General features: G+C 41.7%; 23 protein-coding genes, 2 tRNA genes and 1 pseudogene. 17 read left to right on the forward strand and 9 right to left on the reverse strand.

Going from position 1 to position 26,918, the window contains the following annotated elements; translation table 11 throughout:
* Window positions 1–23 precede the first annotated feature (23 nt).
* The 3 genes from NMG86_RS10235 (at window position 24) to NMG86_RS10245 (ending at window position 1,506) form a co-directional block, all read left to right on the forward strand.
* Entirely contained in the window at window positions 24–1,187 is a 1,164-nt protein-coding gene (locus tag NMG86_RS10235) for a hemolysin family protein (protein WP_043937103.1), read from the forward strand.
* A 97-nt stretch (window positions 1,188–1,284) separates the two neighbouring features.
* A tRNA-Tyr gene (locus NMG86_RS10240) sits at window positions 1,285–1,366 on the forward strand.
* Between the two features lie 68 nt (window positions 1,367–1,434).
* Window positions 1,435–1,506, forward strand: a tRNA-Thr gene (locus tag NMG86_RS10245).
* Window positions 1,507–1,585: 79 nt separating this feature from the next.
* Here the strand turns inward: NMG86_RS10245 and argZ are convergent.
* The 3 genes from argZ to NMG86_RS10260 all read right to left on the reverse strand — a co-directional run bounded on the left by argZ (window position 1,586) and on the right by NMG86_RS10260 (window position 5,426).
* On the reverse strand, window positions 1,586–3,703 hold the full coding sequence (gene argZ, locus NMG86_RS10250) for a bifunctional arginine dihydrolase/ornithine cyclodeaminase (RefSeq protein WP_026797576.1): 2,118 nt from the start codon (window positions 3,701–3,703) through the stop codon (window positions 1,586–1,588).
* Between the two features lie 345 nt (window positions 3,704–4,048).
* Entirely contained in the window at window positions 4,049–4,303 is a 255-nt protein-coding gene (locus NMG86_RS10255; protein ID WP_141294293.1) for a hypothetical protein, read from the reverse strand.
* Window positions 4,304–4,493: 190 nt separating this feature from the next.
* Window positions 4,494–5,426 carry an EamA family transporter gene (locus NMG86_RS10260; protein WP_026787041.1) on the reverse strand — a complete coding sequence of 311 codons (933 nt, stop codon included), beginning with the start codon at window positions 5,424–5,426 and terminating at the stop codon, window positions 4,494–4,496.
* Between the two features lie 169 nt (window positions 5,427–5,595).
* On the opposite strand from NMG86_RS10260, the gene NMG86_RS10265 reads away from it, so the two are divergent.
* On the forward strand, window positions 5,596–8,208 hold the full coding sequence (locus tag NMG86_RS10265) for a tetratricopeptide repeat protein (protein ID WP_071783079.1): 2,613 nt from the start codon (window positions 5,596–5,598) through the stop codon (window positions 8,206–8,208).
* A gap of 92 nt (window positions 8,209–8,300) precedes the next feature.
* Here the strand turns inward: NMG86_RS10265 and NMG86_RS10270 are convergent, their stop codons facing one another.
* Window positions 8,301–8,492, reverse strand: a complete 192-nt coding sequence (locus NMG86_RS10270; RefSeq protein ID WP_043938721.1) for a type II toxin-antitoxin system HicB family antitoxin — start codon at window positions 8,490–8,492, stop codon at window positions 8,301–8,303.
* A 239-nt stretch (window positions 8,493–8,731) separates the two neighbouring features.
* Here NMG86_RS10270 and gltB point away from each other — a divergent pair, with 239 nt between their 5' ends.
* From gltB to NMG86_RS10295, 5 genes and pseudogenes are all read left to right on the forward strand, one after another.
* Window positions 8,732–13,327, forward strand: a complete 4,596-nt coding sequence (gltB, locus tag NMG86_RS10275; RefSeq protein ID WP_026797578.1) for a glutamate synthase large subunit — start codon at window positions 8,732–8,734, stop codon at window positions 13,325–13,327.
* 94 nt (window positions 13,328–13,421) lie between these two features.
* Window positions 13,422–14,627, forward strand: coding sequence for a Swt1 family HEPN domain-containing protein (locus tag NMG86_RS10280; protein ID WP_052338688.1), 1,206 nt, complete (start codon window positions 13,422–13,424; stop codon window positions 14,625–14,627).
* 272 nt (window positions 14,628–14,899) lie between these two features.
* Entirely contained in the window at window positions 14,900–15,145 is a 246-nt protein-coding gene (locus NMG86_RS10285; protein WP_026787038.1) for a hypothetical protein, read from the forward strand.
* Window positions 15,142–15,402, forward strand: a complete 261-nt coding sequence (locus NMG86_RS10290; RefSeq protein ID WP_026787037.1) for a type II toxin-antitoxin system RelE family toxin — start codon at window positions 15,142–15,144, stop codon at window positions 15,400–15,402. The genes NMG86_RS10285 and NMG86_RS10290 overlap by 4 nt, the downstream gene beginning before the upstream one ends.
* Before the next feature lie 251 nt (window positions 15,403–15,653).
* Window positions 15,654–15,977: pseudogene (locus NMG86_RS10295) on the forward strand (helix-turn-helix domain-containing protein); the annotation flags it as partial.
* Between the two features lie 182 nt (window positions 15,978–16,159).
* Here the strand turns inward: NMG86_RS10295 and NMG86_RS10300 are convergent.
* Window positions 16,160–16,810 (reverse strand): Uma2 family endonuclease, encoded by a 651-nt coding sequence (locus NMG86_RS10300; RefSeq protein ID WP_043937527.1) that lies wholly within the window; start codon window positions 16,808–16,810, stop codon window positions 16,160–16,162.
* Between the two features lie 272 nt (window positions 16,811–17,082).
* Here NMG86_RS10300 and NMG86_RS10305 point away from each other — a divergent pair, with 272 nt between their 5' ends.
* The 4 genes from NMG86_RS10305 (at window position 17,083) to NMG86_RS10320 (ending at window position 18,416) form a co-directional block, all read left to right on the forward strand.
* Window positions 17,083–17,334: a hypothetical protein gene (locus tag NMG86_RS10305; protein ID WP_026787035.1), complete on the forward strand. Its 252-nt coding sequence runs from the start codon at window positions 17,083–17,085 to the stop codon at window positions 17,332–17,334.
* Window positions 17,334–17,726: a type II toxin-antitoxin system VapC family toxin gene (locus tag NMG86_RS10310; RefSeq protein WP_026787034.1), complete on the forward strand. Its 393-nt coding sequence runs from the start codon at window positions 17,334–17,336 to the stop codon at window positions 17,724–17,726. The genes NMG86_RS10305 and NMG86_RS10310 overlap by 1 nt, the downstream gene beginning before the upstream one ends.
* Before the next feature lie 170 nt (window positions 17,727–17,896).
* A complete protein-coding gene (locus NMG86_RS10315; protein ID WP_026797579.1) occupies window positions 17,897–18,175 on the forward strand; it encodes a BrnT family toxin in 279 nt (92 codons plus the stop codon).
* A complete protein-coding gene (locus NMG86_RS10320; protein ID WP_026797580.1) occupies window positions 18,138–18,416 on the forward strand; it encodes a BrnA antitoxin family protein in 279 nt (92 codons plus the stop codon). Before NMG86_RS10315 ends, NMG86_RS10320 begins: the two co-directional genes overlap by 38 nt.
* Before the next feature lie 32 nt (window positions 18,417–18,448).
* Here the strand turns inward: NMG86_RS10320 and NMG86_RS10325 are convergent, their stop codons facing one another.
* From NMG86_RS10325 to NMG86_RS10335, 3 genes are all read right to left on the reverse strand, one after another.
* Complete coding sequence (locus NMG86_RS10325; RefSeq protein WP_043938720.1) at window positions 18,449–18,697, reverse strand: AbrB/MazE/SpoVT family DNA-binding domain-containing protein; 249 nt, start codon at window positions 18,695–18,697, stop codon at window positions 18,449–18,451.
* Window positions 18,698–18,910: 213 nt separating this feature from the next.
* On the reverse strand, window positions 18,911–21,613 hold the full coding sequence (locus NMG86_RS10330) for a WD40 repeat domain-containing protein (protein WP_026797582.1): 2,703 nt from the start codon (window positions 21,611–21,613) through the stop codon (window positions 18,911–18,913).
* 53 nt (window positions 21,614–21,666) lie between these two features.
* The gene (locus tag NMG86_RS10335; protein WP_193372470.1) at window positions 21,667–21,825 is read right to left on the reverse strand and encodes a type II toxin-antitoxin system Phd/YefM family antitoxin; all 159 of its coding nucleotides are present in this window, start codon (window positions 21,823–21,825) and stop codon (window positions 21,667–21,669) included.
* A 181-nt stretch (window positions 21,826–22,006) separates the two neighbouring features.
* Between NMG86_RS10335 and NMG86_RS10340 the strand changes: the two genes are divergently transcribed.
* The 3 genes from NMG86_RS10340 to NMG86_RS10350 are packed head-to-tail and all read left to right on the forward strand — an operon-like array spanning window position 22,007 to window position 23,082.
* The gene (locus tag NMG86_RS10340; RefSeq protein WP_026797583.1) at window positions 22,007–22,219 is read left to right on the forward strand and encodes a hypothetical protein; all 213 of its coding nucleotides are present in this window, start codon (window positions 22,007–22,009) and stop codon (window positions 22,217–22,219) included.
* The gene (locus tag NMG86_RS10345; RefSeq protein WP_026787027.1) at window positions 22,216–22,404 is read left to right on the forward strand and encodes a type II toxin-antitoxin system HicA family toxin; all 189 of its coding nucleotides are present in this window, start codon (window positions 22,216–22,218) and stop codon (window positions 22,402–22,404) included. The genes NMG86_RS10340 and NMG86_RS10345 overlap by 4 nt, the downstream gene beginning before the upstream one ends.
* A complete protein-coding gene (locus NMG86_RS10350) occupies window positions 22,405–23,082 on the forward strand; it encodes a peptidase M15 (protein WP_237747604.1) in 678 nt (225 codons plus the stop codon).
* On the opposite strand, the gene NMG86_RS10355 is transcribed toward NMG86_RS10350, so the two are convergent.
* Window positions 23,072–24,436: a cytochrome P450 gene (locus tag NMG86_RS10355; protein ID WP_026787025.1), complete on the reverse strand. Its 1,365-nt coding sequence runs from the start codon at window positions 24,434–24,436 to the stop codon at window positions 23,072–23,074. The two genes, NMG86_RS10350 and NMG86_RS10355, sit on opposite strands and share 11 nt — an antisense overlap.
* A gap of 245 nt (window positions 24,437–24,681) precedes the next feature.
* Between NMG86_RS10355 and NMG86_RS10360 the strand changes: the two genes are divergently transcribed.
* The gene (locus NMG86_RS10360; protein ID WP_237747605.1) at window positions 24,682–26,874 is read left to right on the forward strand and encodes a phosphoketolase family protein; all 2,193 of its coding nucleotides are present in this window, start codon (window positions 24,682–24,684) and stop codon (window positions 26,872–26,874) included.
* Window positions 26,875–26,918 lie beyond the last annotated feature (44 nt).

Below are 26,918 nucleotides of genomic sequence, written 5' to 3' on the forward strand. Positions count from 1 at the left end.
TTTCAGATAACTTTATCCCGTTGATGTTCGGAACCTTTCCCTCAGAATCTCTATTTGCTGTTTCTGCAAGCGTACCTTTATTGGGAAATATCGGGCTAGATATTCTAGCGCTGGTATTTATGCTGATTCTATCAGCCTTGTTCTCCGGTTCCGAAACCGCCATTACCGCCCTCGATAACTTAAAATTACGAGCTTTAATTAAAGAACAGGGCGACCCCAACCGCATGTATACTCTAGTTTTAGAAAAGCGGGCCAGATTTATCACCACCTTGTTAGTCGGAAACAACCTGGTAAATAATTTCTCGGCGATTCTCACCAGTAATTTATTTGCGATTTGGCTGGGTAATGCGGGGATTGGGGTAGCTACGGGTGTTGTGACTTTTCTAGTATTAATTTTTGGGGAAATTACACCCAAATCCTTTGCTATTAACAACATTTTACCCATTTTTAAAGCTACGGTTCGGCCGATTTATTTGTTATCTATTGTCCTCTCGCCAGTGATTGTCCTGTTAGAAAGTATTACCCAAGGGATTATTCGGATGTTTAGTCCGGGGGGAGTTCAGCAGGGATTATCGGTACAGGATTTGCGATTGATGATCGAAATTTTAGGGGGTCGGGGTCAGTTAGATTGGCAAAAACATCAACTCTTGAATAAAGCCTTGATGATGGATTATTTAATCGCCCGAGAGGTGGTTAAACCGCGAATTGAGATGCGAACTATTTCCCATCAAGCTACCTTACCAGAAGTGATTGAGTTATGCCTAGAAACGGGATATTCTCGGATTCCAGTGCAGGGAGAATCAAAGGATCAAATTGTCGGGATTGTCCATTTGAAACGGGCGTTACAATTAGCCCATGCCCACGATGAGGAACGGGACAACATTTCTGTCACCGAAGCCATGAGTCCTCCGGTTTATGTCCCCGAAACTAAACGGGTTGGGGATTTACTCAAGGAAATGCTGCAACAACGCTTACATCTGGCAATTGTGGTGGATGAATATGGGGGAACCGTTGGGTTAGTAACCCTGGAGGATATTTTGGAGGAGTTAGTCGGGGAAATTTACGATGAGAGCGATTTTCCCAGCCGCACCCAACCGCTTGATAAACTCACGACAGGCCGGCCTCGCACCCGTTCTTCCCGTCCAACCCGCCCAACCAAAAAAGTCCGTAAACTCCCTGAACGCTAGGGTTATCAGCCCCCTTTACCCTAGACTAAAAAAGTTTTTTGCCAAAACCATTGACATTTTCTGAGATCGTGCTACTATATAAAATTGTTGAATAAATGGGTCGATGCCCGAGCGGTTAATGGGGGCGGACTGTAAATCCGCTGGCTACGCCTACGCTGGTTCAAATCCAGCTCGGCCCACCTCTAAAGTTAAAAAAATTAAAGATTAGAAGCTATAATATTTTAGTTTTTTGTTATTAATTTTTTTTGCCCGTGTAGCTCAGTGGTAGAGCACTTCCTTGGTAAGGAAGAGGTCACGAGTTCAATCCTCGTCACGGGCTTTATTTTTTTTGATTATAACAGAAAGGATCACATTCAAAATTTTTGAATGTGATCACTTTTCGTTAATTCAAAATGAAATTAACCGACTTGTACGACCCCGTAACGACTGGTTAATTTATCCAATTGATTGACTAATAAACTTAGGAATAGTCCCACGTCGGTGACAACGCCAATGGACTCCACAGAACCGCGATCGCTCAGTTTGGTCACAACGGCCGGGTTAATATCCACACAGACCATCTTAACTCCCGAAGGCGTCATATTCCCCACCCCAATCGAATGCAGCATCGAGGACAGCATCAGAATCATATCCGCGCCCTGCAAAAGTTCGGCATAATGTTCTTGGGCTTTAATTAAGTCCATTTGGGTATCCGGTAACGGGCCGTCATCCCGAATCGAACCCGCTAAGGAGAAGGGAATGTTATTTTTTACACATTCATACATTACCCCACTCTTAACCAAGCCATTTTCAACGGCGGTGGCAATACTCCCATAACGTCGAACAGTATTAATCACGTTTAAATGATGTCGATGCCCTCCTTTAACCGCGATACCCTGTTTCATATCAACACCCAGGGAGGTTCCCATGATTGATTGTTCCATATCGTGAACCGCGATCGCATTTCCCCCTAATAACGCCTGCACATAGCCTTCACGGATCAGATGGGATAAATGTTGCGCCCCTCCGGTATGGATCACCACCGGGCCGGCTGTGACCACCACCTTCCCGCCGCGATCACGAATTTGGCGCAGTTCCCAGGCGACCTGTTCCACAATTAATTCCACCCGGCGTTCACTGGACACCCCAGCCGACATAAAGCTGAATTCCTGGGGTGCATTCCGGGCTTCCCTGGATTCGGTTTTGCGGATGGTGCGAAGACCAACCACATCCACAACAACCCGTTCTCCGACCTTTAAGTCCCGCAGAATTTTACATTGGGCGACTAGGCCGTTAGGGGTTTCAGAAATTGCGATCGCGCCGTCCATGCGTTGATTTTGAACCGTCAACCATTGGCCATCAACCCGAACTTCCGTGGGGTAAATGGTGGAGACGTAGAAATCATCGGGGCCAACGCCATCTTGTTCGACGGGTTGTAAGCGGGCGTCCCGTTGGTCATCTTCTAAGGACACCACGCCAATATCAATTAATTGGCTAATAATTTCTTCCATCACCTCATGGGAGGGGGCGGAAATTTTAATCTCGGCTTTGGAGGTGCTTTGGCGTTGTTCCCCTAAATTAAAGTTGAGGACTTTGAAACTACCCCCGCCTTCGACAACTAAATCCAGGGCGCGGTTAATTAACCCGGCGTCTAATAGATGTCCTTCCATTAGGACGGTGTGGCTTTCGACTTTAACCACCGCATGACGATCAACAATTACAGGTTCAGTCACCCGCAGGGTTAAACATTTGGCAGCCCCACCTGCTTTTAAAAACTCAGTTAGGGAAGTTTCTAGGACAGTAAAACCTGCTTCTTCGATTCTAGCTTTGAGGTTTTCACTGGCTTTGTTCATAATCACCATCTGATTAATATTGACGGTGTTACAAGCAAAGTTAACGGCGTCGGGTTCCTCAACAATAATCCGTTTTTCGGGAGGAATTCGCATTTCAATTAAGCGATTTGAATAGGAATCAAAGGCGGGAGGATAATACATTAAATACCCGCCTTTTAGGGGACAAAAACAGGTATCCAAATGATAAAAACGTTCATCCATTAACCGCAGGGATAGAACTTCAATATCGAGCCATTCGGCAATTAGGGGGTGAGAATCGAGTTCAGATCGAAATCCATATCCCGCCCATAAATAGCGCCCTTCCCGATCAAATAATGCGTCTCCAGCGCCTTCAAAGGGTAGGTCTTTAGGGAGTTCGTGAACAGTAAATCCTTGACTTTCAAACCAGGTTTTGAAATAGGGTTCTTCTCCTTGGCGTTCTTTATGATAAAAACGACTAAGAACGACGGTTTTATCGAGAACTAACCCGGCGTTGGCGGTAAATACCATATCCGGCCAACCTTTGGCGGGGGTTACTAAGTCAACAATGGCGTGATCTTTGATCAGATGGTACAAACTTTGCCATTGTTCTCTAGCCTTGTCAAAGGAGGATTTGTGGATGTTTCCCTCCATCCAAGGATTGATCACATAGTCCACATCATAGTGGTCTGGAGAACACATCAGAAAGCGAATTGATTCTGTCATTTTAGGTACAATAGGGTAGACGCTACGGTTTTCTACCGATAGGAGATTTGAGTCACTACAAAACCCCACTTAAGCGGTTGCTGAAGGGGGAGTTAGTTCTATAAAAAGCCAACTTTTTATTATATCACTCGAATGTGGACAAGCCTTGCGATTTAATGTCATATTTTCATAACATTGAGTCGAAGGGTGATCAAGGTATTGTTTGGTCTTCTCACTTAAAAAAGTAGCGATCGCATCAACAACTTGCTATAGTTGCAAGGCTAATTGCCAAAGTAACTGGTGTAAACAATTTTGTAGTGAGTCCTTTAGGACTCTCTAAGAAAGCCCTGAAGGGCTTACTACGGTTTAAAGTTCAAGAAATTTGGGATTAGACTCAATAGATTCTGGATTATTTTTTGGGTCTTGTTGATTATTTTTGGGGGATGAATTAGAACCTAAAGTGAATGTGATGATTAGAGCGATCGCAAGAATAATAATCAACATCCAGAGGGGATCAGAATGTTCAATATGTCGCTCTTTTCCGCAGGGTAAACAGGCCCAGTGATTGCTATTATTGCTGTTTTGAACCCATTTACAACGTAAACCATTACATTTTTTCATAATCTTTGAACCTCCTGATAAATTGCGTTTTTGTAGCGGTAGGATTTTGTGCGTTTTGGTTGATTTACCCCCCCTTCCCCCCCTTACCAATGGGGGGTGAGGAAAATTTCTGTTGAAAAAAACTGGTTGATTACGCACACTTTCCTTACTTTTTCTTGCCCCCATTACCAAGGGGGGTTTGGGGGGTCATCTATTTTTGATTTGGGGATAAGTTGTAACGAATTAGGGCGAAAATCAATAAGAAAATGGCGAACCATTGCCCGAATGTTGCGGTTTGTTGGAACATTAAAGTGGCAATTAAAAATTGACCACTGGGGGAAAGTAGGTTAAAAATACCGATGGTTGTAGTCGGAATATTCCAACGGGGGTTAACGGCCTCGGCTTGTAATAAAATCGGGATTAAAGAAACTAAACTCACCAACAATAATAAAAGCCATTGTCCGGGGTTTAGTTCAAATAGAGTTGGACTAAAGGAGGGCATAATATTTAAGCTGAACACGGCTAACGGTGCAGGTAATAACAGGGTTTCTAAGGTGACTAAGGTGGTACTATTGTTGATATGTTGAGCGGCGGATTTACGCGCAATAATTACCAGGGCAAAGCTCAAGCCAATACTGAATAGGAAAAACAGTGATAACATATCAGTAATGACTTGACTGGAGAAAAGTGCGATCGCAAACATTCCTAACGCTAACGCTTGTTTTTTGCTGCGGTTTAAGGGTTCTTTGAGGATAAAATAGGAGAGCAAAGCCGTGGCGATGGTGCAGAAAAACATTCCCGCCGATGCGACTTTTTGATAGTCCAAAATAATCGCTGGATAGAATACGGCTAAATGCAGTAAATATGCACCGCCAGAAGCCATTAAACTGTTGCGAATTTCGGGGTTACGACCCAAGTTAATCAGTTCTCCAAATTTTCCTCGTAGGCCAAAAATGATTAATAATAGGGCTAACACCGAGAGGATACGGACGCAAATCGTTAAATAGCAGGGGGAAAAGGCAACCTGTTTAATTAAAATCGGATAAAACCCCCAAAGCATAGGGGAAGCAATGGCAGAAACTAAGCCAAAGTTAATGGGAATAGTAGCCGCAGTAGGGGGGCTTTTTTGAAAGTTTGTAGCCATTTGTCGTACTTCTTTTATCAGGACGACACCAACCTATAAAGGGGTTTAATCCCCCGAAAGTTTCCCCCGTGATCGCTGAAATGCTGCTATAATCGGGGTTATAAATCGGGGAAAGCCAGAAACCCCGGGGAAAGGGCAAAATTTTTTTAGGGAAACGGGGAAAGCACCAATGAACAAAACACCAAATGGCAAAAAAAATCGTTCCTATGGAGTTGGTGTTAAATACTGGGTGAAGGGATTATTTAAAGTCTTGCTGGAGTTGGCAGAGGAATCTGAAAAGTGGCCATCAGCAAATACAGTTATTATTGAAAATTTGAAGATTGATATTTTTTGCGAGAACAAAGTTAAAGGTCGAGTCAAACGTCAAGATAAACAATCAATTACCCCAGAACAGGTCAAGGAAGCGCTGAATCATTATTTTTCAGAATTTTTAGAAATATTAGAAGATAAACGTAAGGTAAAAAAAGGTCGGGGTGCGGATGTTTGGGAATTTAAGTTAACGTTATGGTGTGAAGATTTAAACGGAAATTTAGAGTGTTTTGATCAAAGATGGGAAGCTAAATATCGAGAATGGTTTCCAGAAGATGAGGATGAGGAAAATCCCCCACCACCGCCTAATAAAATTCCTCATAATCTTGATAAATTCCCAGAATTGCGTTTATTTGGACGGGACTTTACCGAATTAGATCAATATTTACAAAACCATTCCCAAGTTGCAATAACGGCGATGGTTGTAGGAATGGGAGGAGTGGGTAAAACCCAACTGGCGATTCAATATGCTAAACAATATTTATCGAATTATCCTGGGGGAATTTGTTGGTTATCCGCCCAGGGAGAACCCAGTTTAGAGTTAGTGAATTTTGCCATAACAGAATTTAAGTTAACCATTCCCGATGATTGGGATTTACCAACTCAGTTAAAATTCTGTTATCAACGGTGGAAATCGGGGACGGCTTTATTGATTTTTGATGATGTCAACCTAGACAATTATGAGAAAAAAGTTAAACTTTGTTTACCGCCGATTATGCCACAATTTAAAGTCTTATTCATCACTCGCCAAGTTTTAAGTCAGAGTTGGCAAAAGTTAACCCTGGATGTGCTTTCACCCACAGCAGCGCAGGAATTTTTAGAAGCATTAATCACATCGGAAAAGGTGGCGAAAGAACCGGAAACCGCCGCCCGTTTGTGTGAATTTTTAGGGTATTTGCCCTTAGCCTTGGAACTGGTGGGACGCTATTTACAACGGTATTCTCAGTTAACTTTAGCCAATATCCTCAAACTATTAGAGGATAAAAAATTACAACATCGCGCTTTAGTTAAACCCAGTGACCCCGCAATGGAGTATCAACATGGAGTCGCCGCCGCCTTTGAGTTGAGTTGGGAACAATTAGAAGCAGATTTTCAACAAAAAGGCTGTTATTTAAGTTTATATGGATTAGCACCAATTGTGTTTGACGTGGAGACTATTGAAAATATTGAAGCGCAGGAAAACTGGATTATCGCCCTGAATACGTTAGTCGATTGGCATTTATTAGAACTATTGGAAAATACGGATAATCAATATCTTTTTCATCCCCTAGTTCGAGAATTTTTCCGTGATAAATTTGCCCAGTTCCCTCCAGAAGAACAACAGAAATATAAAGATAGTTTTTTAGGGGAAATGATAATAATAGCAAAAATAATAAAAGAACAACCAACCCGTAATCAAATTGAAATTGTTTCCCCCTGGATTCCCCATTTAGAAGAAGTGGCTCATCATTGGATTAGGGATTTATCCGATGATTATTTAATTACGCCTTCTACTAGATTAGGTTACTTTTATGAAGGTCAAGGGTTGTATCAGCAAGCAGAATCTTGGTATCAACAATCTCAGGAAGTGGCTCAACAGCGTTTCGGAGAAGAACACCCCGATTATGCTACCGCCCTCAACAACTTAGCTGAACTCTACAAATCCCAAGGACGGTACTCAGAAGCCGAACCCTTGTGCCAAAGAGCACTGGCTATTATAGAAACATCCCTCCCCCCCGACCATCCCCAATCGGCGACCCACCTCAACAACTTAGCTGAACTCTACTATTCCCAAGGACATTACTCAGAAGCCGAACCTTTGTATAAAAAAGCTCTGGCTATTGCACAAGCACCCCTCCACCGTGACCATCTCTATTTAGCGACTTTCCTCAACAACTTAGCTGAACTCTACAAATCCCAAGGACGGTACTCAGAAGCCGAACCCTTGTACCAAAGAGCAATGGCTATTGATGAAGCATCCCTCCCCCCCGACCATCCCGATTTAGCGAGAGACCTCAACAACTTAGCTGGACTTTACTATTCTCAAGAACGTTACTCAGAAGCCGAACCCTTGTACCAAAGAGCACTGGCTATTATAGAAACATCCCTCCCCCCCGACCATCCCGATTTAGCGACCCACCTCAACAACTTAGCTGGACTCTACGATTCCCAAGGACGTTACTCAGAAGCCGAGCCCTTGTACCAAAGAGCGCTGGCTATTATAGAAACATCCCTCCATCCCAGTTTAGCGATTCCCCTCAACAACTTAGCTGGACTCTACGAATCCCAAGGAAGGTACTCAGAAGCTGAACCTTTGTATATCCAAGGGTTGAGAATTTTGATTCAGAAATTAGGGGAAAATCATCCGAATACGCAGAGAGGTTGGAAAAATTATCGAACATTTTTAAGCCAGGTTTTAGAAGAACAGCGTACTGAGGAATTATCGGAGGAATGGAGTTTAGAAATTATTCAGAAAATGTCAAAAGACCTTTAAAATTGTCATCCTGAATGTAGCGAAGCGGAATGAAGGATCTCTGATGATTTAGTTAGAGTACAGTGAGATTCTTCGCAAGCTCAGAATGACAATCATAAGGAAACAGCCCTTAAACTTTCAATATATAATTCAATCGCTTCTGTAATATTATCAATCGCTTCTTCAAAGGAATCTCCTTGAGAATGACAACCTTTGAGAATAGGGCAAAAAGCATGATAACCTCCATCGGGTTCTTTTTGCAGAATCACTGTATAATTGTAAACCTGTTTATTATTGTTATCCATAAGTTTTTAACTTGTTAGTAATCTACCTAATTTTACCTCGGCATCATTCTATTTAGTCCAAATGTATCCCAACAAACAGAACAATTTTTTGTTTTCCCCAACCCCCCCAACTCCCCCACAACTCCCCTGAACCAATGTAAGCTGACATAATAGGTTTTTCCCTCCCTTAATGGGCCTTCGTTGCCCTCGGAGACTGTAAAGCCCTAGGTATCTACATTCATAACTCTAAATTGACTGTCATGAATACTCACAAATTCCCCGAAAAACAGGGTTTATACGATCCGCAATTTGAACACGACGCCTGCGGGGTCGGGTTTATTGTGCAGATGAAAGGCAAACAGTCCCACGATATTGTGGAACAGGGGTTAACTATTCTGCTCAACCTCGACCATCGCGGCGCCTGTGGTGCGGAAACCAATACGGGTGACGGGGCGGGGATTTTAATGCAACTCCCCCACAAGTTCCTGAAAAAAGTGGCCGCGGCGGAGAATATTACCCTCCCCGCACCTGGTCAGTATGGCGTCGGGATGATGTACGCTTCCCCCGATACCAACGCCAGGGAAAGCGGTCGCCGGATATTTGAGAAAATTGCGGCGGATGAAGGTCAACAGGTCTTAGGTTGGCGGGACGTACCGACGGATAATTCTTCCCTGGGAAATACTGCTAAAATGAGTGAACCCTTCATGCAGCAGGTGTTTATTCAACGGGGTTCGGGCTTAGTTGATGACTTAGCTTTTGAACGGAAATTGTATGTAATTCGTAAACGCGCCCATACTGAGATCCGGGTGACTCAGGTTGACACCTATCTGTATTCGTCGAGTCTCTCCTGTCGGACAATGGTATATAAAGGGATGCTGATGCCTGTACAGGTGGGTGATTATTACCCAGAACTCCATGATCCTGATATGGAAAGCGCCTTAGCGTTGGTTCACTCGCGCTTCAGTACCAATACTTTCCCCAGTTGGGAACGTTCCCACCCCTATCGTTATATTGCCCATAACGGCGAAATTAATACCCTGCGAGGCAATATTAACTGGATGACCGCCCGCCAGTCGATGTTGGAGTCGGAATTGTTTGGGGAGGATCTGAAAAAAATTCAACCCGTAATTAATATTAAAGGTAGCGATTCTACTATTTTTGATAATGCCCTAGAATTGTTAGTCTTGGCAGGGCGATCGCTTCCCCATGCGGTGATGATGATGATCCCCGAACCTTGGACGGCCCACGAGTCCATGAGTGATGAGAAAAAGGCGTTTTATGAATACCATTCCTGTTTAATGGAACCTTGGGATGGCCCCGCTTCCATTGCCTTTACCGATGGCACAATGATGGGGGCTGTCCTAGACCGTAACGGTTTACGACCCTCCCGCTATTATGTGACTAAGGATGATCTGGTAATTATGGCGTCGGAGGCCGGAGTTCTCCCTATTGAACCAGAACGAGTCGCCTATAAAGGCCGTTTGCAACCCGGGCGGATGTTCCTGGTAGATATGGAACAGGGGCGGATCATTACGGATGAGGAAATTAAGACTAAAATCGCTACGGAACAGCCTTATCGGGAATGGATCAACCAGAATATGGTAGAATTGGCTAACCTGAAAGAACCCGTAGAAACCAGCGATGGTGCGTCTACGGATGGGTTAGTTCAGCTACAAACGGCTTTCGGTTATACCTTCGAGGATCTGCGCCTATTATTAACGCCAATGGCGCGGGATGGCGTTGAGGCGGTGGGTTCGATGGGAACTGATACCCCGTTGGCGGTGTTATCCGATCGCCCGAAACTGCTTTATGATTATTTTCAACAACTATTTGCTCAGGTAACAAACCCCCCTATTGACTCCATTCGGGAAGAAATTATCACCTCAGCCGAAACTACTATCGGGTCTGAACGCAACTTATTAAAACCCGAACCGGAAAGCTGTCACCTGATCGAACTGAAAAGCCCAATTCTCAGTAATGCCGAATTGGCTAAACTTAAATTTGTGAATGAGGATGGTTTTCAAGCTGTTACCCTGCCGATTCTGTTTAACCCCAAAGATGGGGTAAAAGGGTTAGAAGCGGTCATGGAAGGGATTTTTGCCCAGGCTGACGAAGCAATTGCAGCCGGGGTGAACCTGTTAGTTTTGAGCGATCGCGGTGTTGATTCCAACAATGCCCCCATCCCGGCTTTATTAGCGGTATCCGGTTTACATCACCATCTAATTCGTCAGGGGACTCGCACCCGGGTAGGAATTATTTTAGAATCCGGTGAACCGCGAGAAGTCCATCATTATGCCCTTTTAGTCGGTTATGGCTGTGGTGCGATTAATCCCTATATGGCGTTTGAAAGTATCCACGACATGATCGAGCAAGGATTATTAGTCGGTGTGGACTATAAAACCGCTTGCAAAAATTATGTCAAAGCCGCCACAAAAGGGGTGGTTAAAGTTGCTTCAAAAATCGGTATTTCCACTTTACAAAGTTATCGTGGTGCCCAAATTTTTGAAGCCATTGGTTTAAATCAATCAGTGATTGATCGATACTTTAGTTGGACAGCTACCCGGATTGAAGGCGCTGATTTAGATATTATTGCTCAAGAAGCAATTATCCGCCATACCCACGCTTTCCCCAACCAACCCGGAGATAAAACCCATACCCTAGATGTGGGTGGTGAATATCAATGGCGTAAGGAAGGAGAAGCCCATTTATTAAGCCCGGAAGCGATTCATTCTTTACAGAAAGCAGTGCGCCTGGGAGATTATGAATTGTTCAAAAAATACGCCCAGTTAGTGAATGAGCAAAACCAAAAATATTTTACCCTGCGCGGCTTATTGGAATTTAAAGATCGTCAACCGATTCTATTAGAAGAAGTCGAACCCATTGAAGCAATTATGAAGCGCTTTAAAACCGGGGCGATGAGTTATGGCTCGATTTCTAAGGAAGCCCATGAAACCTTAGCGATCGCCATGAATCGGATTGGTGGTAAGTCTAACACAGGAGAAGGCGGCGAAGACCCAGAACGTTATACCTGGACAAACGAACAAGGGGACTCGAAAAATAGCGCTATTAAGCAAGTCGCCTCCGGTCGGTTTGGGGTCACGAGTTTATACCTTTCCCAAGCCAAGGAAATTCAAATCAAAATGGCACAAGGCGCAAAACCCGGAGAAGGGGGACAACTCCCCGGACGTAAGGTTTATCCGCCTATTGCCAAAGTTCGCCATTCTACCCCCGGCGTAGGTTTGATTTCGCCTCCTCCTCACCACGATATTTATTCTATTGAGGACTTAGCCGAATTAATCCACGATTTGAAAAATGCGAATCGGGCGGCGCGGGTTAGTGTGAAATTAGTCTCGGAAGTCGGAGTTGGAACCATTGCCGCCGGGGTTGCTAAAGCCCATGCCGATGTGGTATTAATCTCCGGTTTTGATGGGGGCACAGGGGCATCTCCCCAAACTTCAATTAAACACGCCGGACTCCCTTGGGAGTTGGGCTTGGCAGAAACCCATCAAACCCTGGTGTTGAATAATTTGCGATCGCGCATTGCTGTTGAAACCGATGGTCAGATGAAAACTGGCCGGGATGTGGTGGTGGCTGCGTTGTTAGGGGCGGAGGAATTCGGCTTTTCAACTGCCCCGTTAGTGACCTTGGGTTGTATTATGATGCGGGTGTGCCACCTGAATACCTGCCCGGTGGGTATCGCCACCCAAAACCCCCAACTGCGGGAAAGCTTTTCGGGTGATCCTGAGTATACCGTTAATTTCATGAAGTTCATCGCCCAGGAAGTCCGAGAAATCATGGCACAGTTGGGTTTCCGCACCTTAACTGAAATGGTGGGACGGACGGATATTTTGGAAGGCAAGAAAGCCGTTGACCATTGGAAAGCCAAGGGTATTGACCTCTCGAAAATCCTCTATCAACCGGAAGTTGGGGAGGATATCGGCCGTTATTGTCAAATTCCCCAGGATCACGGTTTAGATAAATCTATGGATATCACCGTGTTACTGGATCTGTGTAAACCCGCTATTGAGAATGGTGAGAAGGTTGAGGCTACCTTACCGATTAAAAATATTAACCGGGCGGTGGGAACGATTTTAGGCAATGAAATCACCAAAAACCATTGGCACGGTTTACCGGAAGATACGGTGCATCTGCATTTCCAAGGTAGTGCGGGTCAAAGTTTTGGGGCTTTTGTACCCAAGGGTGTGACCTTAGAATTGGAAGGGGATGCTAACGACTATGTAGGCAAGGGATTAAGCGGAGGCAAAATTATTATTTATCCTCCGGCGGTTTCCACTTTTATCCCTGAAGACAATATCATTATCGGCAATGTGGCATTATATGGCGCAACCCTTGGGGAAGTCTATATCCGAGGGTTAGCGGGGGAACGTTTCGGGGTGCGTAACTCCGGCGTGAATGCCGTTGTCGAGGGTGTGGGAGATCATGGTTGTGAATATATGACCGGAGGTAAGGTGGTTGTCCTGGGTGCGACCGGACGGAACTTTGCGGCGGGGATGAGTGGCGGTATTGCTTATATCTTTGATGAAACTGGCGATTTTGCCACCCGTTGCAATACGTCCATGGCGGATTTAGAAAAGTTGGAAGACCCGGAAGAAATTAATCAGGTTTACCAATTAATTGCTAAACACGCGGAGTATACCAAGAGTCAAAAAGCGTTGAAAATTTTGGCAAATTGGACGGAAATGATTCCGACTTTTGTTAAGGTGATTCCACGGGATTATAAGCGGGTTTTGGAAGCATTAAAAGAGGCTGAAAAATCCGGTTTAACGGGGGATGAAGCGTTAACGGCGGCGTTTGAAGCAAATTCCCGTGATGTGGCGCGGGTTGGCGGAAGTTAGAATGTTAGAATAATAGGGGGCGAAAGCCCCTTGTTTTTTATGGCTATTACATATATGATTTGTATCAATACCTAACTATAAGTTAATCACCCTTATGGACACCCCGTTAAAATTTGAGATTTTAGCAATAGATACAACTGAAAAATCTGAAATTCAGACAGTATCGGCCTTTCTACATGGCTTGGCATCCATTTCTTTGTTATCGAAAGGAAAACCAGAACTTGATGATCAAAATGGGCAAATAAATTTGGGAAATCTTAATGTTAAAGTCAACCAACTAAAACCTACTACAGAAGGTGATGAAGAAATCAGCTATGTAGAACTGGGTAACGCATTTTCGATAACAGTAACAGGAAGTTATGACTCGTTAGAGCCAATGCGAATAATAATTATAGAATTTCTAAAAAAACGAGAATTTGACGTCCTTTATGTTTTAGTAGATAAAGTTTCGGAGGAAATTGCATATCAGATTTATCCCCTTATTTATCAAGTCGAGAACCTTCTTCGAGCTTATCTTGTTAAATATATGACGAGACGAGAAGGTACTAAATGGTTGGATAAAATATCCAAGAACGTGAAGCACATGGATCAGAAAGTCGAAAAAAGGAAAAATAACGAGATAGTCTTTGGGAAACATATTGATAATAAGATTTACCTTTTTGACTTTGGAGATTTAGGAGAAATAATATATACACATTCATCTGGTTTCATAACTAAAGAAGATATAATTAGTAAAGTTTCCGAACTTGCTGAAACTCCTGAAGCTATCAAAAAGCTCAAGGAAGAGGTACAAAGCAACTATCAAAAATTTTTCAAAGCATCTTTTAAAGATAAGCAGTTCCAACAAAAATGGGAAGACCTTGAAAAAATTAGGCATAAAGTTGCACATAATAACTTGTTCACTCACGACGATCTTACTAAAGGTAAATCTTTATCTGAAGAATTGATTACAATTATTAATACCGCAATGGAGACTGTACCTACAGAACGAGTAGGTTTGGAGGAATTAGAAGCAAAAGAAAAAGAAAGTAATTTGGACTTAACAGATATTACAGAAGATGAATTTCTTAAAGAGCTAAGGGATCAAGAAGAATATTACTCAGGGCAGGGTGGCTTTGTGAGCATTACCAGATTTATACAAGCACATCTTGAAAGTCAAAATTATAGTGTATCATCAGCTTATAAACTGGTTAAAGAGCTAAAATCACAGGGTAAAATAGAGTTATATAAAGTGGATAATCCTTACAATCAGGATAAACAAACCACAGCAATTAGGATTGTAAGAGAACAAACTGATTGAGTATGTAGTTTATTATGGCAGGTTAACAAATATTTTAATAAACCTGCCTCTATGGATGGTTAAAAATTGATTCAATTAAGTTGAATCTCAAGAGACATCAGCTATATCCTCCTAATCGTTCTTAATATATTATAGCGCGATCGCATATCTAACAACCCAGACATCATACTTTTTCTAAAAATAGCGATCGCTCTCTACCCAACTCAGAACCGGATCGGTTATACTGTGATTATGTTTTAATCTGTACCCTAGAAATAGATAGGATAAAAATTATGATAACAACGATTCAAGTTGATATTTCCTTTGATTCCTTGATTACAGCAATTAAATCCTTAGATTTATCCCAAAAACATCAGCTTTTAGAAATTTTAGAAGATCAGATTTTTGAAGGTGAAGCCGAACTCGAAGAAGACCCCAGAATTATTGCAGAAATTGAAGATGCACGTCAAGCTTATCAAAGAGGTGATTATCAAACAATTCAAGATTATATGGCAACTCAGCTTGACAAAACAACATGAGTTATACGGTTATCATTCCTAAACCTGTTCAGAAACAGTTAGATAATTTACCCGAAGATATCCGTCAACGAATTATTGAAAAAATTTTGTCTCTTACAATAGAGCCTCGTCCAGTAGGGGTTAAAAAACTAAAAGGGTTTGATCATGAATATCGTGTCAGAGTAGGTGACTATCGAGTTCGTTATGAGGTTAATGATAAAATACTAACTGTGTTAGTTCTTCACTGTAAACATCGGAGGAATATTTATCGAGAGTAGAGTTTATTTTTTATGTAATTAATAGAACTCTTGCAAAATAATTTTATGGTATTATGGTAAGTTTTGCTCAATTTCATAAAATCCCAGAGACTAACCATTCTTCACAAACTTTTGCTAAAAACTCCATAAAATGGTAAAAATTGAAAGTGAATTAAGACAATAACTCTGCGATGAACACTCAATTTTATCTAAATTTGAAACCTCCTGAATTTAAACGGAGATTTGGTGTCAAGATTCAAACCTTTCAAGCAATGGTTAATGCCATAGAGCAGTTCAGGTTAGAACATCCTAAAGATAGGAGAGGACGTCACACCCGCCTGACTCTCCAAGAGCAAGTTTTAGTAGCCTTGGAGTATTGGCGAGAATACAGAACATATTTTCATATTGGGACAAATTGGGGAGTATCAGAATCAACTATTTGCCGAATTGTTGCTAATATTGAATCAACTTTAATCAAAACAGGAAAGTTTCGGATTCCGGGAAAGAAAGCATTAATTCAAGATTCTGGCTACCCCCAAATCGTAGTGATGGATGTCACGGAAACGGCTATTGAAAGACCGAAAAAAAAACAGAAAAACTGAATCATCTGCTTTCAGATTGAAAAATTTTACAATATAGTCCGGTATTGGCAAAGCTAAGGAATTACCCAAGTTGCTGATGTTTATTTTTGCTGTCATACATTGGCGATTTTAATGCTCAGGTCTATCTATTATAACAACTAGATATAGTCACGTGGGGAATTCATAAACCCTGTTTCTTATTGTTGGATTTCATCGGTTAGCTCGTTTACTTCTTCTGCGTTAGCCTCAAAATTAATTCGTTGGTAAATATCTCTTATCGGTATTTGAAATTCTACGGATTCTAGGGTTAATACAGAGTCTTCTGAATCATATTCTGTTAATTCCCATTTGCTCTTAGAGTTTTTAGCAAATTGCTCAATATGATAGCTATATTGGTCAATCAAAATGTATTCTCTAAAGGTAGGGATTGAGCGATAAAAGAAGAATTTATTACCGCGATCGTAGTTTTTAGTTGAATTAGATAAAACTTCAATAATTACCAGAGGATTTGTTACAACTGTTTGGTTATTTTCTTGATAGATTGGTTCTTCTTGAATTACCATGATATCGGGATAGAAGTAACGGCGATTTTGGGATATCCACAGACGCACATCATTGATAAATATCTCGTAATCTTGCTCCTTTATAGTCAAAGGAAATTTTTTGTAAAAGTTTCCTGCGAGTTTGTTGTGGTTGGTGGTTCCGCCTGTCATTGGTATGATCTCCCCATCATGGTATTCACTCTTGTCGATCGCAGTTTCTTCTAATGCCAGATATTCCTCTGGCGTGTAATAGCGTTTTTCGGTTTTGGGTTGCTTTTCGATAGCTGATTTTTCTTGGGTTTGCATGGTCATTTCCTTCTGCTCTCAAGTGATTTTATGATAACATGAAATAAGTTAGATTAAATAGAACTCTTGCAAAATAATTTTATGGTATTATGGTAGATTTTGATCAATTTCATAAAATCCTAGCCGTTATGGTCTTCGTTGTAATTTGTTGTCAGCCATTTATAATTATGAGTTGACACTCTTAGTCTGAAAGTAAAAATTTGGTATTATAGCATAGATTTTTTTTGCAAGAGGTCTAATAGCAATAAACATACTCGATCACCAACCAGATTATGACTATCATTGAACAAATCTACGCGATCGTTAAAAGCCTTCCCCAAGAGCAAGCCCGCGAAATTCTCACTTTTGCTGAATTTATTCGTGTCCAGCACCTAAATGCCAACCCATCGATCGCAATATTAGATACTTCGACTCCTTGGGCGGAACTGGTTTATTCCCTAGCTGGAACGTGGGAAAAAGACTTTCCTACTCTGGAAGATATTCGTGCTGAGTTGGGAGAAGACATCTTGCGGGAGAGTTTCTAGTGTACATATTGGATACAAATACATTAATTTACTACTTTAAAGGACAAGGAAAAGTCGCTCAAAACCTTGCTAATGTATCTCCTCAAGAAATTGGTATTTCCGCGATCGTCCTGTTTGAATTGCAAGTGGGTATTGCTAAATCTACCTCCCCTGCAAAACGTACCCAACAACTTCAGCAACTTTTGAACCGAATTAACCTTATTCCTTTTGATCGCAATTCTGCTGTTGCTGCTGCGACAATTCGCGCTCAATTGGAGCAACAAGGTACTCCCATGGGCCCGATCGATGTTTTGATTGCAGGGACAGCCGCTTCACTTCAAGCAACTCTTGTTACCCACAATGTCAAGGAGTTTTCGAGAGTTTCAGGACTTGCGATCGCGGACTGGTATTGAGGACTCAGAAACCCGGTTTCTTGGACTAGGGGGATCGCGTGGGACTCAGAAACGAGGTTTCTTACCCAAATCTTCGATAGGATGCCAAAATTATCGCAGAAACCAGATTTCTGTGAGTGCAAAATAACATATCATAAATTTAGATCCTACTTAAAGTTGATTGATTTTTCATGCAGTTTGAATGGGACGAAGCAAAGAGATCGGAAAATATTGCCAAACATCGGATTGATTTTGCAGATGTTTCTGAGATGTTCGATCGCCCTATGCTAACTGAGCTCGATCCGCGTACTGACTATGGGGAGGATCGTTGGATTGGGATCGGGTTTTTGCGAAACGGTGTCGCGGTTGTTGTCTGGACAGAAAGGCAGGATGATATAATTAGAATCATATCAGCACGAAAGGCAAACCGATATGAGCGTCAACGATTCGAGCAATATCTCTCGTACTAATTGGGCGGCGTTAGAGGCGATGAATGATGAGGATATTGATTACTCTGATATTTCACCTTTGACGGATGAATTTTTTGAGAATGCTACGCTAAGAATACCAGCCGCCCAAGCTCGTAATTTGATTCAGTTAGATGCTGAGGTAATAGCCTGGTTTCGAGAGCAAAGTGCAGAGTATAAAACTACAATTAATTCGGTGTTGCGACGCTATATTGAGAGTAGTGGTGGGAAACAAGTAGTTTAATATTTTTCTGGTAGATGGTTCGGGAATATATTTTACCAAAATTCTTCTCCTTCTGGTTTTCCCCAATAGATTTCTTGGCTGGGTTCTATTTCGCCTGCTAATAATTCATCTAGGGTATATTTGGAAATTTTCTGATATACAGGTTCTATGACTATTTTTCCATTTTCTATACGGCAAATTACTGAATCATCTGCTTTCAGATTGAAAAATTTTACAATATAGTCCGGTATTGGCAAAGCTAAGGAATTACCCAAGTTGCTGATGTTTATTTTTGCTGTCATACATTTGCGATTTTAATGCTCAGGTTTTTCTATTATAACAACTAGATATAGTCGCGCGTGGGAATCAGAAACAGGGTTTCTCAACAAATCTCTGTTTGGATGCAAAGGTGATCGCAGAAACCCGGTTTCTAGGGTCAGAAACCGGGTTTCTCAATTAATCTCTCTGTTGGGAAACAAAGGTTATTGCAGAAACCCGGTTTCTCGGAGTCTGGGTCACACCACCCGCCAAATCATAATCGTGCCGTCATCACCACCACTCACAAGGGTCTGCCCATCCGGGCTAATGGCGACGGACTTAACCTCATCAGAATGCTCAGTCAGGGTGCCAAGTTCCTGCCCCGTACTCAAATCCCAAATGGTAATCGTGTCATCACCACCACTCACGAGGGTCTGCCCATCTGGGCTGATGGCGACGGAATGAACCCACCAGTTCAAATCCACAGTGAGGGTACGAAGTTCTACGCCCGTACTCAACTGCCAAATCTTAATCGTGTTGTCATTACCGCCACCCATAAAATGCACAACAGTATCACTACTCACAAGAATCTGCCCATCGGGGCTGATGGCGAGGGAATTAATCGAGCCAGCCCCAGTCAGGGTGCGAAGTTCCTGCCCCGTACTTAACTGCCAAACCGTAATCGTGTTGTCATCACTGCCACTCACAACAGTCTGCCCATCTGGGCTGATGGCGAGGGAATTAATTAAGCAATCCCCTTTCAGGGTGCGGAGTTCCTGCCCCGTACTCAACTGCCAAATCTTAATTTTATTGATTGTATTGTAATCATTGCCCCTTACAACAGTATAAGACTTCCAATCGAAATAATCGCTCCTGACAACAGTATGACTGCTACTGACAAGAATTTGCCCATCCGGGCTGATGGCAAGGGAATTAATCAAGCCATCCCCTTCCAGGGTGCGGAGTTCCTGCCCCGTACTCAACTGCCAAATCTTAATCGTCTTGTCACTACTGCCACTCACAACAGTCTGCCCATCTGGGCTGATGACGACGGAATTAACCGAGTCAGAATGCCCAGTCAGGGTGCGAAGTTCCTGCCCCGTACTCAAATCCCAAATAGTAATCGTGTTGTCATCACTACCACTGACAAGAATTTGCCCATCCGGGCTAATGGCGACGGAATTAACCGACCCAGAATGTCCAAGGGTGTAAGCAACTGAGGCATTTTCTAGCTTGCGTTTGCGCTCAATTTCTCGTTGTCGCTGACGTTTGGCTTCTTGTTGACGTTTGTATTCCGCTTCTTGGCGCTGCATCGCCACCCGAATCATTTCCTGGTGTTGACTTTCCCCAATAGCAGCCAAACACCCATTCAGCTTTTCCAAATATTCTTTATCCCCCACCGTCAAAGCTGATGTAACAGCCTCTAATAACTCCAACAAACCCGGTTTTTGTTCTTCAATAGAAGAAACCCGATTTCTCAACATCAGCCAAACTTTTATCGAATACTTAATCTGTTTTCTAGCCCAAGATTGATCGGGTAAATGACTCAAACTCAGAGCTAAATCTAAATATAAATCGGGAATCAGATGAGGGCGATCGCATCCTGCTAATTGATAGAGATTTTGATAGCTATAAACAATCTCACCCACCAGCATTTGCTTCAAACTTTCACTCGGCACTTTTTCCAATAATCCCGGCAACAGTTCCGGCAATTTCGGATGCACATCTGCATGGGAGAAATGATAGCGATCAGCCATCAAACCGACTAAAATACAATGACAAATCCCTAAAAATTGCGCCAGTTCTCGAATATATTTATCTTCCCGCACATTGTATTTATAATCGTGCTGACCGCTTCTGCCAAACTCCCGGTCTTCTTCCTCTTCTTCTAAAATTAAAAGATTCAGTTCATCATCCCCACCCCGTCGCTTCAGATCCTCTAAACTTCTGCCTTTTTCTAACAACTTCATTCGGTACTCTCGCCACTCTTGGGCATATTTGCGGGCGATGGGATACAAAACTTCTTTCCAGGGAACCGTCAGGACTTTTTCATAATGAGGGACTTTTTCTAGCATATCCCAACCTGCTAAATAAATCCGTAGCAAATCCCCATCAACTTTAGACTCTAAAACCACAGTAGGAATTGATTTAAGGACATGATGCAAAATATCCACCGCAATCTTACCATGAGAAGATTTGCTTTCCCAATCTGCACCTTGATATCTGACAGGTCTTTCCTGACTGGTGAGGGGATAATATTTGCAAAATTCCTGCACTTGATCCGTTAAGGAAACTTCTATTTTACTAAAACCTTGGGCAGCATTGGGGAACTTTTCAAACTCTAATGCTGGAGGTGAAATAATCACTAAAAGCGGAATATTCCGATAATTTTCTTGATAGATTTTGTAAGCATCTAAAATCACTCTAGCTGGAGTTTTAAGGGGAAAAGTGTCTCGAATTTCTTTATCATCGGTGAGTTCTATCGCAGTTGACAATTGAATGCGAGATAATATTAGTTGAGTTTCCCGACGGTATTCTTCTAATCGTTGTTCATGTTGTAAGCTTCTTGCTAACTGTTCTGCTTCAAAATCTTGTCGTTTTTGCAGTCGTGAATTTTCGCAAAACTGTCGATAGTCTTCAAGTTCTCGATTAAATTTTTGTCTTACTCCTTCCAAATCGGCTTGAAATTCTTGCCCTCTGGTTTGCATAGCAAATTGAGTATCAATTTTTAACGCTTCTAAAGACGCTTGAAATGTTTGTTGACGTTCTTGTAAGGTAAATTGAGAAGCTATTCTATAACCTTCTAATTCTGCCTGAAATTCTTGGCGATTTGCTTCTAAATAAAACTGAGTTTCAATTTGATCAATTGTATTTTGTCGTTGCGCCATGGCTACCACTGTTTGCGGTGCAAAAAATCCTTGAATTGCTGTTATCATTCCTTCAGCAAAATTCCAAACCATTTTAATTCCTCCTGGGGTTTTCAGAAACCCGGTTTCTCGGTTTCCGATTTAAACTAAGATAAATTCAATATTTGCTTAACTTCATCTAAAGAAAAAGTAGGACTTTCTTGTTCTTCTTGCTGTGCTGTTCTTAACTCTTGTAAATCCTGTAAATTTTCTAATATTTTTTGAATTTTAACAAATTCTTCACTCAATTTAATCTCAAAAGACATGGGCTATATCCTCCTAATCGTTGTTAATCTAGTATAGCGCGATCACATCACATCCCTACAGACCAAGGTATTATACATCTTTTAAAAATAGCGATCGCCCCATACCAACTCAAAACCAAATCAGTTATACTGGGATTATGTTTTAATTTGTACCCTAAGAGCAATGTAAAATAGGCTAAATATGAGCAATACCTATACGGCAATTATTAAACAAGATGGGAATTGGTGGATTGGCTGGATTGAAGAAATTCCAGGAGTGAATTGTCAAGAATCTTCCCGTGATCAATTATTGGCAAGTCTTAAAACTACGTTGGAAGAGGCATTAGAATTTAATCGCCAAGATGCTATTAATGCTGCTAATGGTAATTACCAAGAAGAAAAAATAGCGGTATGAAGCGTAAAGAATTTATCCGCTATCTTCATTCTCAGGGTTGTGAGTTAATTCGAGAAGGAAGTCGTCACTCTTGGTGGTATAATCCTGTTTTAAATAAAAGAACAGCCGTTCCCAGACATACTGAAATTAGTGATATCCTGGCTCATAAAATCTGTAAAGATCTGGGTATAAAATCCTTCAAATAAATGATGGATGAAATGAATAATGCTATGAGAAAACCAGAAACTGTTAAAGCGTTAGAAGAACTCGGACGGGTACAACTTTCTAAAAGTTTTTTTATGCGGGAATTTATATACTCGGAAATTTCTCAAATAGAGGGTATTCCTAATATACCAGATGATCCAGAATTAGCGATCGCAGCCGGAAAAAACCTCTGTAAAAATGTACTAGAACCCCTGCAAGATGCTCTCGGAAAAATTAGTATTCGTTCTGCTTATCGGTCTTGTGAAGTGAATGCTAAAGGCGCAGAAAATAAGAATCAATATAATTGTGCCTCCAATGAAAGCAATTATGCCGCCCATATTTGGGATAGACGAGATAAAAATGGTTATATGGGAGCAACGGCTTGTATTATTGTCACTTCTTTTATTCCCTATTATGAACGGACTAAAGATTGGACAGCCTTGGCTTGGTGGATACATGATCAGATTAAAAGTTATGCTGAGATGGAGTTTTTCCTGAAATATGCAGCATTTAATATTAGATGGCATGAAGATCCAAATTATCCAAAATCCATCTATAGTTATGTTGAAAATCCCCATACTAAAAAAACCAGAGGATATTTAACCAATAAAAACATGGATAATTTTACAGGTTCCCATGCAGAATTTTATCAAGATTTTATTCGGGATCTTAAAAAATAATATGAAGTGGAAGTTTCTTTAGTAGTTGCATTTTAATCCCGCCTTTGGGGGCTAAAGTTACCCCTCGACGTACCGCTTTTACCGGTTGTTTTTCCAACAAATTTAACTCATAATTCAACAAAATTGTAGCTAAAACTAACTTCATTTCATATTGAGCTAAAGCCATTCCTATACATAAACGACTTCCTCCTCCGAAGGGAAGAAATTCATAGGGGGAAAACTTACGTTCTAAAAAGCGTTCCGGTTTAAATTGATCCGCTTGCGGATATAAGTCTTCCCGTCGATGGGTTAAATAAATACAGCCGACTACTGGAGTTTTTGGCGGTAATTGATAACCCATTAAATCGACAGATTCTTTATTGGTTCGAGCAAATGTTAACATTGCCACGGGATAAATTCGCAAGGTTTCCTGACAAACTGCTGTTAAATAGGGTAAGCGAAAAATATCCATTCCCTCAGCATTTTCAGGTAAACTTTTTAACTCTTGAATTAATTTTTTATGGACTTCTGGCTGGCTATGAATCCAATATAAAGCCCAGGACATTGCCGTAGCTGTGGTTTCATGCCCAGCAAATAATAAGGTTAATAATTCATCTCGTAATTCTTGATCCGTCATCGGGTTGCCTTCTTCATCCCTGGCAGCCATCATTAAATGCAGCATATCCTTACGAGATTCATCGAGGTTTTCACGACGTTCTCGAATTTCTGTATATAATAATTCATCAATTTCTTGACGTTGTTTTAAGAAATATCCCCAAGGACTCCAAGAGCCTAAATTTTGTTGTAAAATAGGAAAGAATAAAAAACTAGAACTGAAAGGAGATTTAAAAACGTCTAATATTCCTGATAACAAACGTTTTAACTGACTATATCGTTCTCCTGCATAGACCCCAAAAACCACTTTTAAAATCACATCTAAAGAAATTGCTTGCAGGGTTTCTCGGGCGGTAAAAGACTGTCCTTCGGAGCATTGACCGATGACTTTTTGGGTAATATCTGTGATTAATTCCCCATAATCTCGCATTCTTTCCCCATGAAAGGATGGCATTAATAATTTCCGTTCTCGTTTATGGCGATCGCCCTCTAACATAAAGATAGAATTATCTCCGGTTAAAGGCTGTAAAATTTTATTAAAAGCACCTGGAGCTTCAAAGATATCATCGGTTAAAATTTTCTGAATGGCTTGGGGATGACTCACGAAAACCCAAGGAGTTTTTGCCCCCAGAATATAATTACTAAAAATATCCCCATATTTTTGGGTATGGGTATCCATATAATTAAGCGGATCAGAAATCCAATATACTTTTTCTTGAAAAGCTGGACGTGGGGATGCGGGAGGAAGTTGTGTATTCATAATCAAAGTTTCAGAGTGATCAAATTAGGTTATCGTTTCTTCTATATTAACTATATACAAAAATTTTGCAACCAGGTTTAAATACTCCCCGGAGACCCCAATAGTAAACTAATTTTCTCTATATTCATTGACATCAATGATTTTAATTTATTTATCGGTTTCAAAAATAAAATCATTTTTAGGGACAAGCAATTGTAAAATAAATCTTAACTCAAAAAATTAGAATGACCGAGAAGGGATTAAATATGACAACAACAATACCAGAATTTTGTCAAGGAATTCAGTATTTTAAAGACAGTTTCCCCGAATTCGACCGCTATGGGAATACCCCAATTATTGCTGAAAATACTGTATCAATTTCCGATGCCCATGATACTAAGGCTGCCTATCAAACCTTACTCTATGCCGATGCCCTGCGTTATTTGACCTTACAAGTCACCGCCAGTAAAGCCTCTGGACACCCAGGGGGATTTGCTTCTAGTGTGGAAGCTTATGCGGCCTTGGTGATGCTGGGTCATAAAAATATTATGACAGAAGTGGGACACCATGCCCCAGGATTTTATAGTGCGGTCTTCTTGGATCGCTCCCTGGAGGATATGGGAATTGTCACCGTCCAACAATTGCGCGATCGCTTTCGCGAAAAACATGGACTACTTGGCCACCTTTCTGGCTTTATTCCCGGCCTGCTGAACCCCGCCGGGCCATTGGGACAGGGACAACATTTTGCCATGGCCGCAGCCCTGTTACACCGGAACGTCCTATTTCCCTTCACTCTCGGCGATGGGGGCATGGGGGAACCGTACCCCATGAGTAGCATGATGCACTTCCATACCGCCTATCCTGAAGTGACTAATTTCTTGCCTGTGTTGGTTTGGAATGGTTACAGTCAAGAGCATCATAGCATGGTTTCTACGAAAACTAATGCAGAAATGATTGCTTACTGGAAAGGAAATGGATTTTCAGAAGTGATTTTAGTCGATGCGAAAGATTTTGATGATCAAAATCAAGCGGGTAATTATGTTGATAGTACCGCCTTTTCTATTAATAAACGAATTGAATTTACCCAAGCAATTTTAGTGGCAATGGATAAAGCTGCAAAATCGGCTTTAGAGGGTAAACTAACGGTGTTTATTATTAAACAATTGAAAGGAGCGGGAGTTCACGCCCTGGGTGCAAAATCCCATAATCTTTATCCAGGGGATACCTTAGATAGTCCCCATATTATTAACGCTTTAAAAGAACGGGCCTTACCTGTGGCAGCTTGGGAATTAGTGCGGACAAATTTAGAGCGTTCTAGTGGTGGCCCAGCAGCCAAAACCGTTGTCACAGAGTTTGATTACCATTTAGCGGATCTGGGTGAATTACCCTTAGAAGAATATGCTGTTGGTGGTGATCCCAAGGTTTCTACAACCGCAATGGGGGCGTTAGTAGTTCATGTCGGGCAAAAAGATCCCCATTTTATTGTTACCAATGCTGATGGAAATGCGGCTTCGGGAATTAACAATATTAACCAGGGATTAAAGATTATTCACCCAACAACGGATAATATTTATTTTCAACAACCCCAAGGGCAAGTTTATGAACCCTTAAGCGAAGATGCTTGTGCCGGGTTAGCGGTGGGATTATCCTTATTAGGAGCCCGAACATTATGGTGTTCTTATGAGTCTTTTGCGATTAACGGTGTGCCAGTTTTGCAAACCGTAGCTCAAGCTATGGCTGAGTTACGACGTCCTACCCCCTCAACGGTGTGTTTATTCACCGCCGGAGCCTTAGAACAGGGTCGCAATGGTTGGACACACCAACGGCCTGAAATTGAGGCCTATTTCGCAGCTATGATGCGAAGTGGGAACGTTTTTCCGGTGTTTCCTCCCGACGCCAATAGCATTCAAGTGTGCTATAATTGGGCTTTAAATACCAAAAATAAGAGCATTATTATCACCGCCAGTAAGTCCCCCTTACCCATCCGCACCACCTTTGAGCAAACTGATCAAGGGTTAAAAGATGGGGCGGTGGTCTTACAGGAAGTTCCAGGGGATAAAACCGTGGTGTTTGCGGTGATTGGGGATATGACCTTAATTCCGGTGTTTGAAGCGGCAGCATTTTTGGAAACTGAAGGTATTGGGGTGCGAATTGTTTCTGTTATTAACCCTCGGCGTTTATATCGTTCTCACGATGTTTTATCCGAGACTTGTTCCGAACCAGATAACGATTTTGCCAGTGATGAAACCTTTGATAAATTGTTTGCTGGAGATGCGTTAATTGGGGTAACAGGTGGTTCCAGTTTGATGTTAGAACCGATTATGTTACGCAGCAATTCTAAACGGGATACTTTTGCTTGGAAACGGGGGGAAACCACTGCCAGTGCAGGGGAATTAATGGCATTTAATGGTATTACTTCCGAGGCGTTGACGAAACGAGCTATTGAGTTAATTCATTAATATTTTCCGAGCTCAATAAACCTATATTATCCTCATTCCCTGGT

This window comes from Planktothrix rubescens CCAP 1459/22, assembly GCA_904830895.1.
In the GTDB taxonomy this organism is placed as follows: Bacteria; Cyanobacteriota; Cyanobacteriia; order Cyanobacteriales; family Microcoleaceae; genus Planktothrix; species Planktothrix agardhii.

Excerpts from the sequence above, each read along its gene's own strand:
- NMG86_RS10320 (WP_026797580.1), top strand. The coding sequence starts at position 18,138 with ATGAGCGTCAACGATTCGAGCAATATCTCTCGTACTAATTGGGCGGCG.
- NMG86_RS10305 (WP_026787035.1), top strand. The coding sequence starts at position 17,083 with ATGACTATCATTGAACAAATCTACGCGATCGTTAAAAGCCTTCCCCAA.
- NMG86_RS10280 (WP_052338688.1), top strand. The coding sequence starts at position 13,422 with ATGGACACCCCGTTAAAATTTGAGATTTTAGCAATAGATACAACTGAA.
- NMG86_RS10290 (WP_026787037.1), top strand. The coding sequence starts at position 15,142 with ATGAGTTATACGGTTATCATTCCTAAACCTGTTCAGAAACAGTTAGAT.
- NMG86_RS10260 (WP_026787041.1), bottom strand. The coding sequence starts at position 5,426 with ATGGCTACAAACTTTCAAAAAAGCCCCCCTACTGCGGCTACTATTCCC.
- NMG86_RS10235 (WP_043937103.1), top strand. The coding sequence starts at position 24 with ATGTTCGGAACCTTTCCCTCAGAATCTCTATTTGCTGTTTCTGCAAGC.
- NMG86_RS10300 (WP_043937527.1), bottom strand. The coding sequence starts at position 16,810 with ATGCAAACCCAAGAAAAATCAGCTATCGAAAAGCAACCCAAAACCGAA.
- NMG86_RS10360 (WP_237747605.1), top strand. The coding sequence starts at position 24,682 with ATGACAACAACAATACCAGAATTTTGTCAAGGAATTCAGTATTTTAAA.
- NMG86_RS10350 (WP_237747604.1), top strand. The coding sequence starts at position 22,405 with ATGATGGATGAAATGAATAATGCTATGAGAAAACCAGAAACTGTTAAA.
- NMG86_RS10325 (WP_043938720.1), bottom strand. The coding sequence starts at position 18,697 with ATGACAGCAAAAATAAACATCAGCAACTTGGGTAATTCCTTAGCTTTG.
- NMG86_RS10285 (WP_026787038.1), top strand. The coding sequence starts at position 14,900 with ATGATAACAACGATTCAAGTTGATATTTCCTTTGATTCCTTGATTACA.
- NMG86_RS10335 (WP_193372470.1), bottom strand. The coding sequence starts at position 21,825 with ATGTCTTTTGAGATTAAATTGAGTGAAGAATTTGTTAAAATTCAAAAA.
- NMG86_RS10315 (WP_026797579.1), top strand. The coding sequence starts at position 17,897 with ATGCAGTTTGAATGGGACGAAGCAAAGAGATCGGAAAATATTGCCAAA.
- NMG86_RS10330 (WP_026797582.1), bottom strand. The coding sequence starts at position 21,613 with ATGGTTTGGAATTTTGCTGAAGGAATGATAACAGCAATTCAAGGATTT.
- NMG86_RS10265 (WP_071783079.1), top strand. The coding sequence starts at position 5,596 with ATGAACAAAACACCAAATGGCAAAAAAAATCGTTCCTATGGAGTTGGT.
- NMG86_RS10345 (WP_026787027.1), top strand. The coding sequence starts at position 22,216 with ATGAAGCGTAAAGAATTTATCCGCTATCTTCATTCTCAGGGTTGTGAG.
- argZ (WP_026797576.1), bottom strand. The coding sequence starts at position 3,703 with ATGACAGAATCAATTCGCTTTCTGATGTGTTCTCCAGACCACTATGAT.
- gltB (WP_026797578.1), top strand. The coding sequence starts at position 8,732 with ATGAATACTCACAAATTCCCCGAAAAACAGGGTTTATACGATCCGCAA.
- NMG86_RS10255 (WP_141294293.1), bottom strand. The coding sequence starts at position 4,303 with ATGAAAAAATGTAATGGTTTACGTTGTAAATGGGTTCAAAACAGCAAT.
- NMG86_RS10340 (WP_026797583.1), top strand. The coding sequence starts at position 22,007 with ATGAGCAATACCTATACGGCAATTATTAAACAAGATGGGAATTGGTGG.
- NMG86_RS10355 (WP_026787025.1), bottom strand. The coding sequence starts at position 24,436 with ATGAATACACAACTTCCTCCCGCATCCCCACGTCCAGCTTTTCAAGAA.
- NMG86_RS10270 (WP_043938721.1), bottom strand. The coding sequence starts at position 8,492 with ATGGATAACAATAATAAACAGGTTTACAATTATACAGTGATTCTGCAA.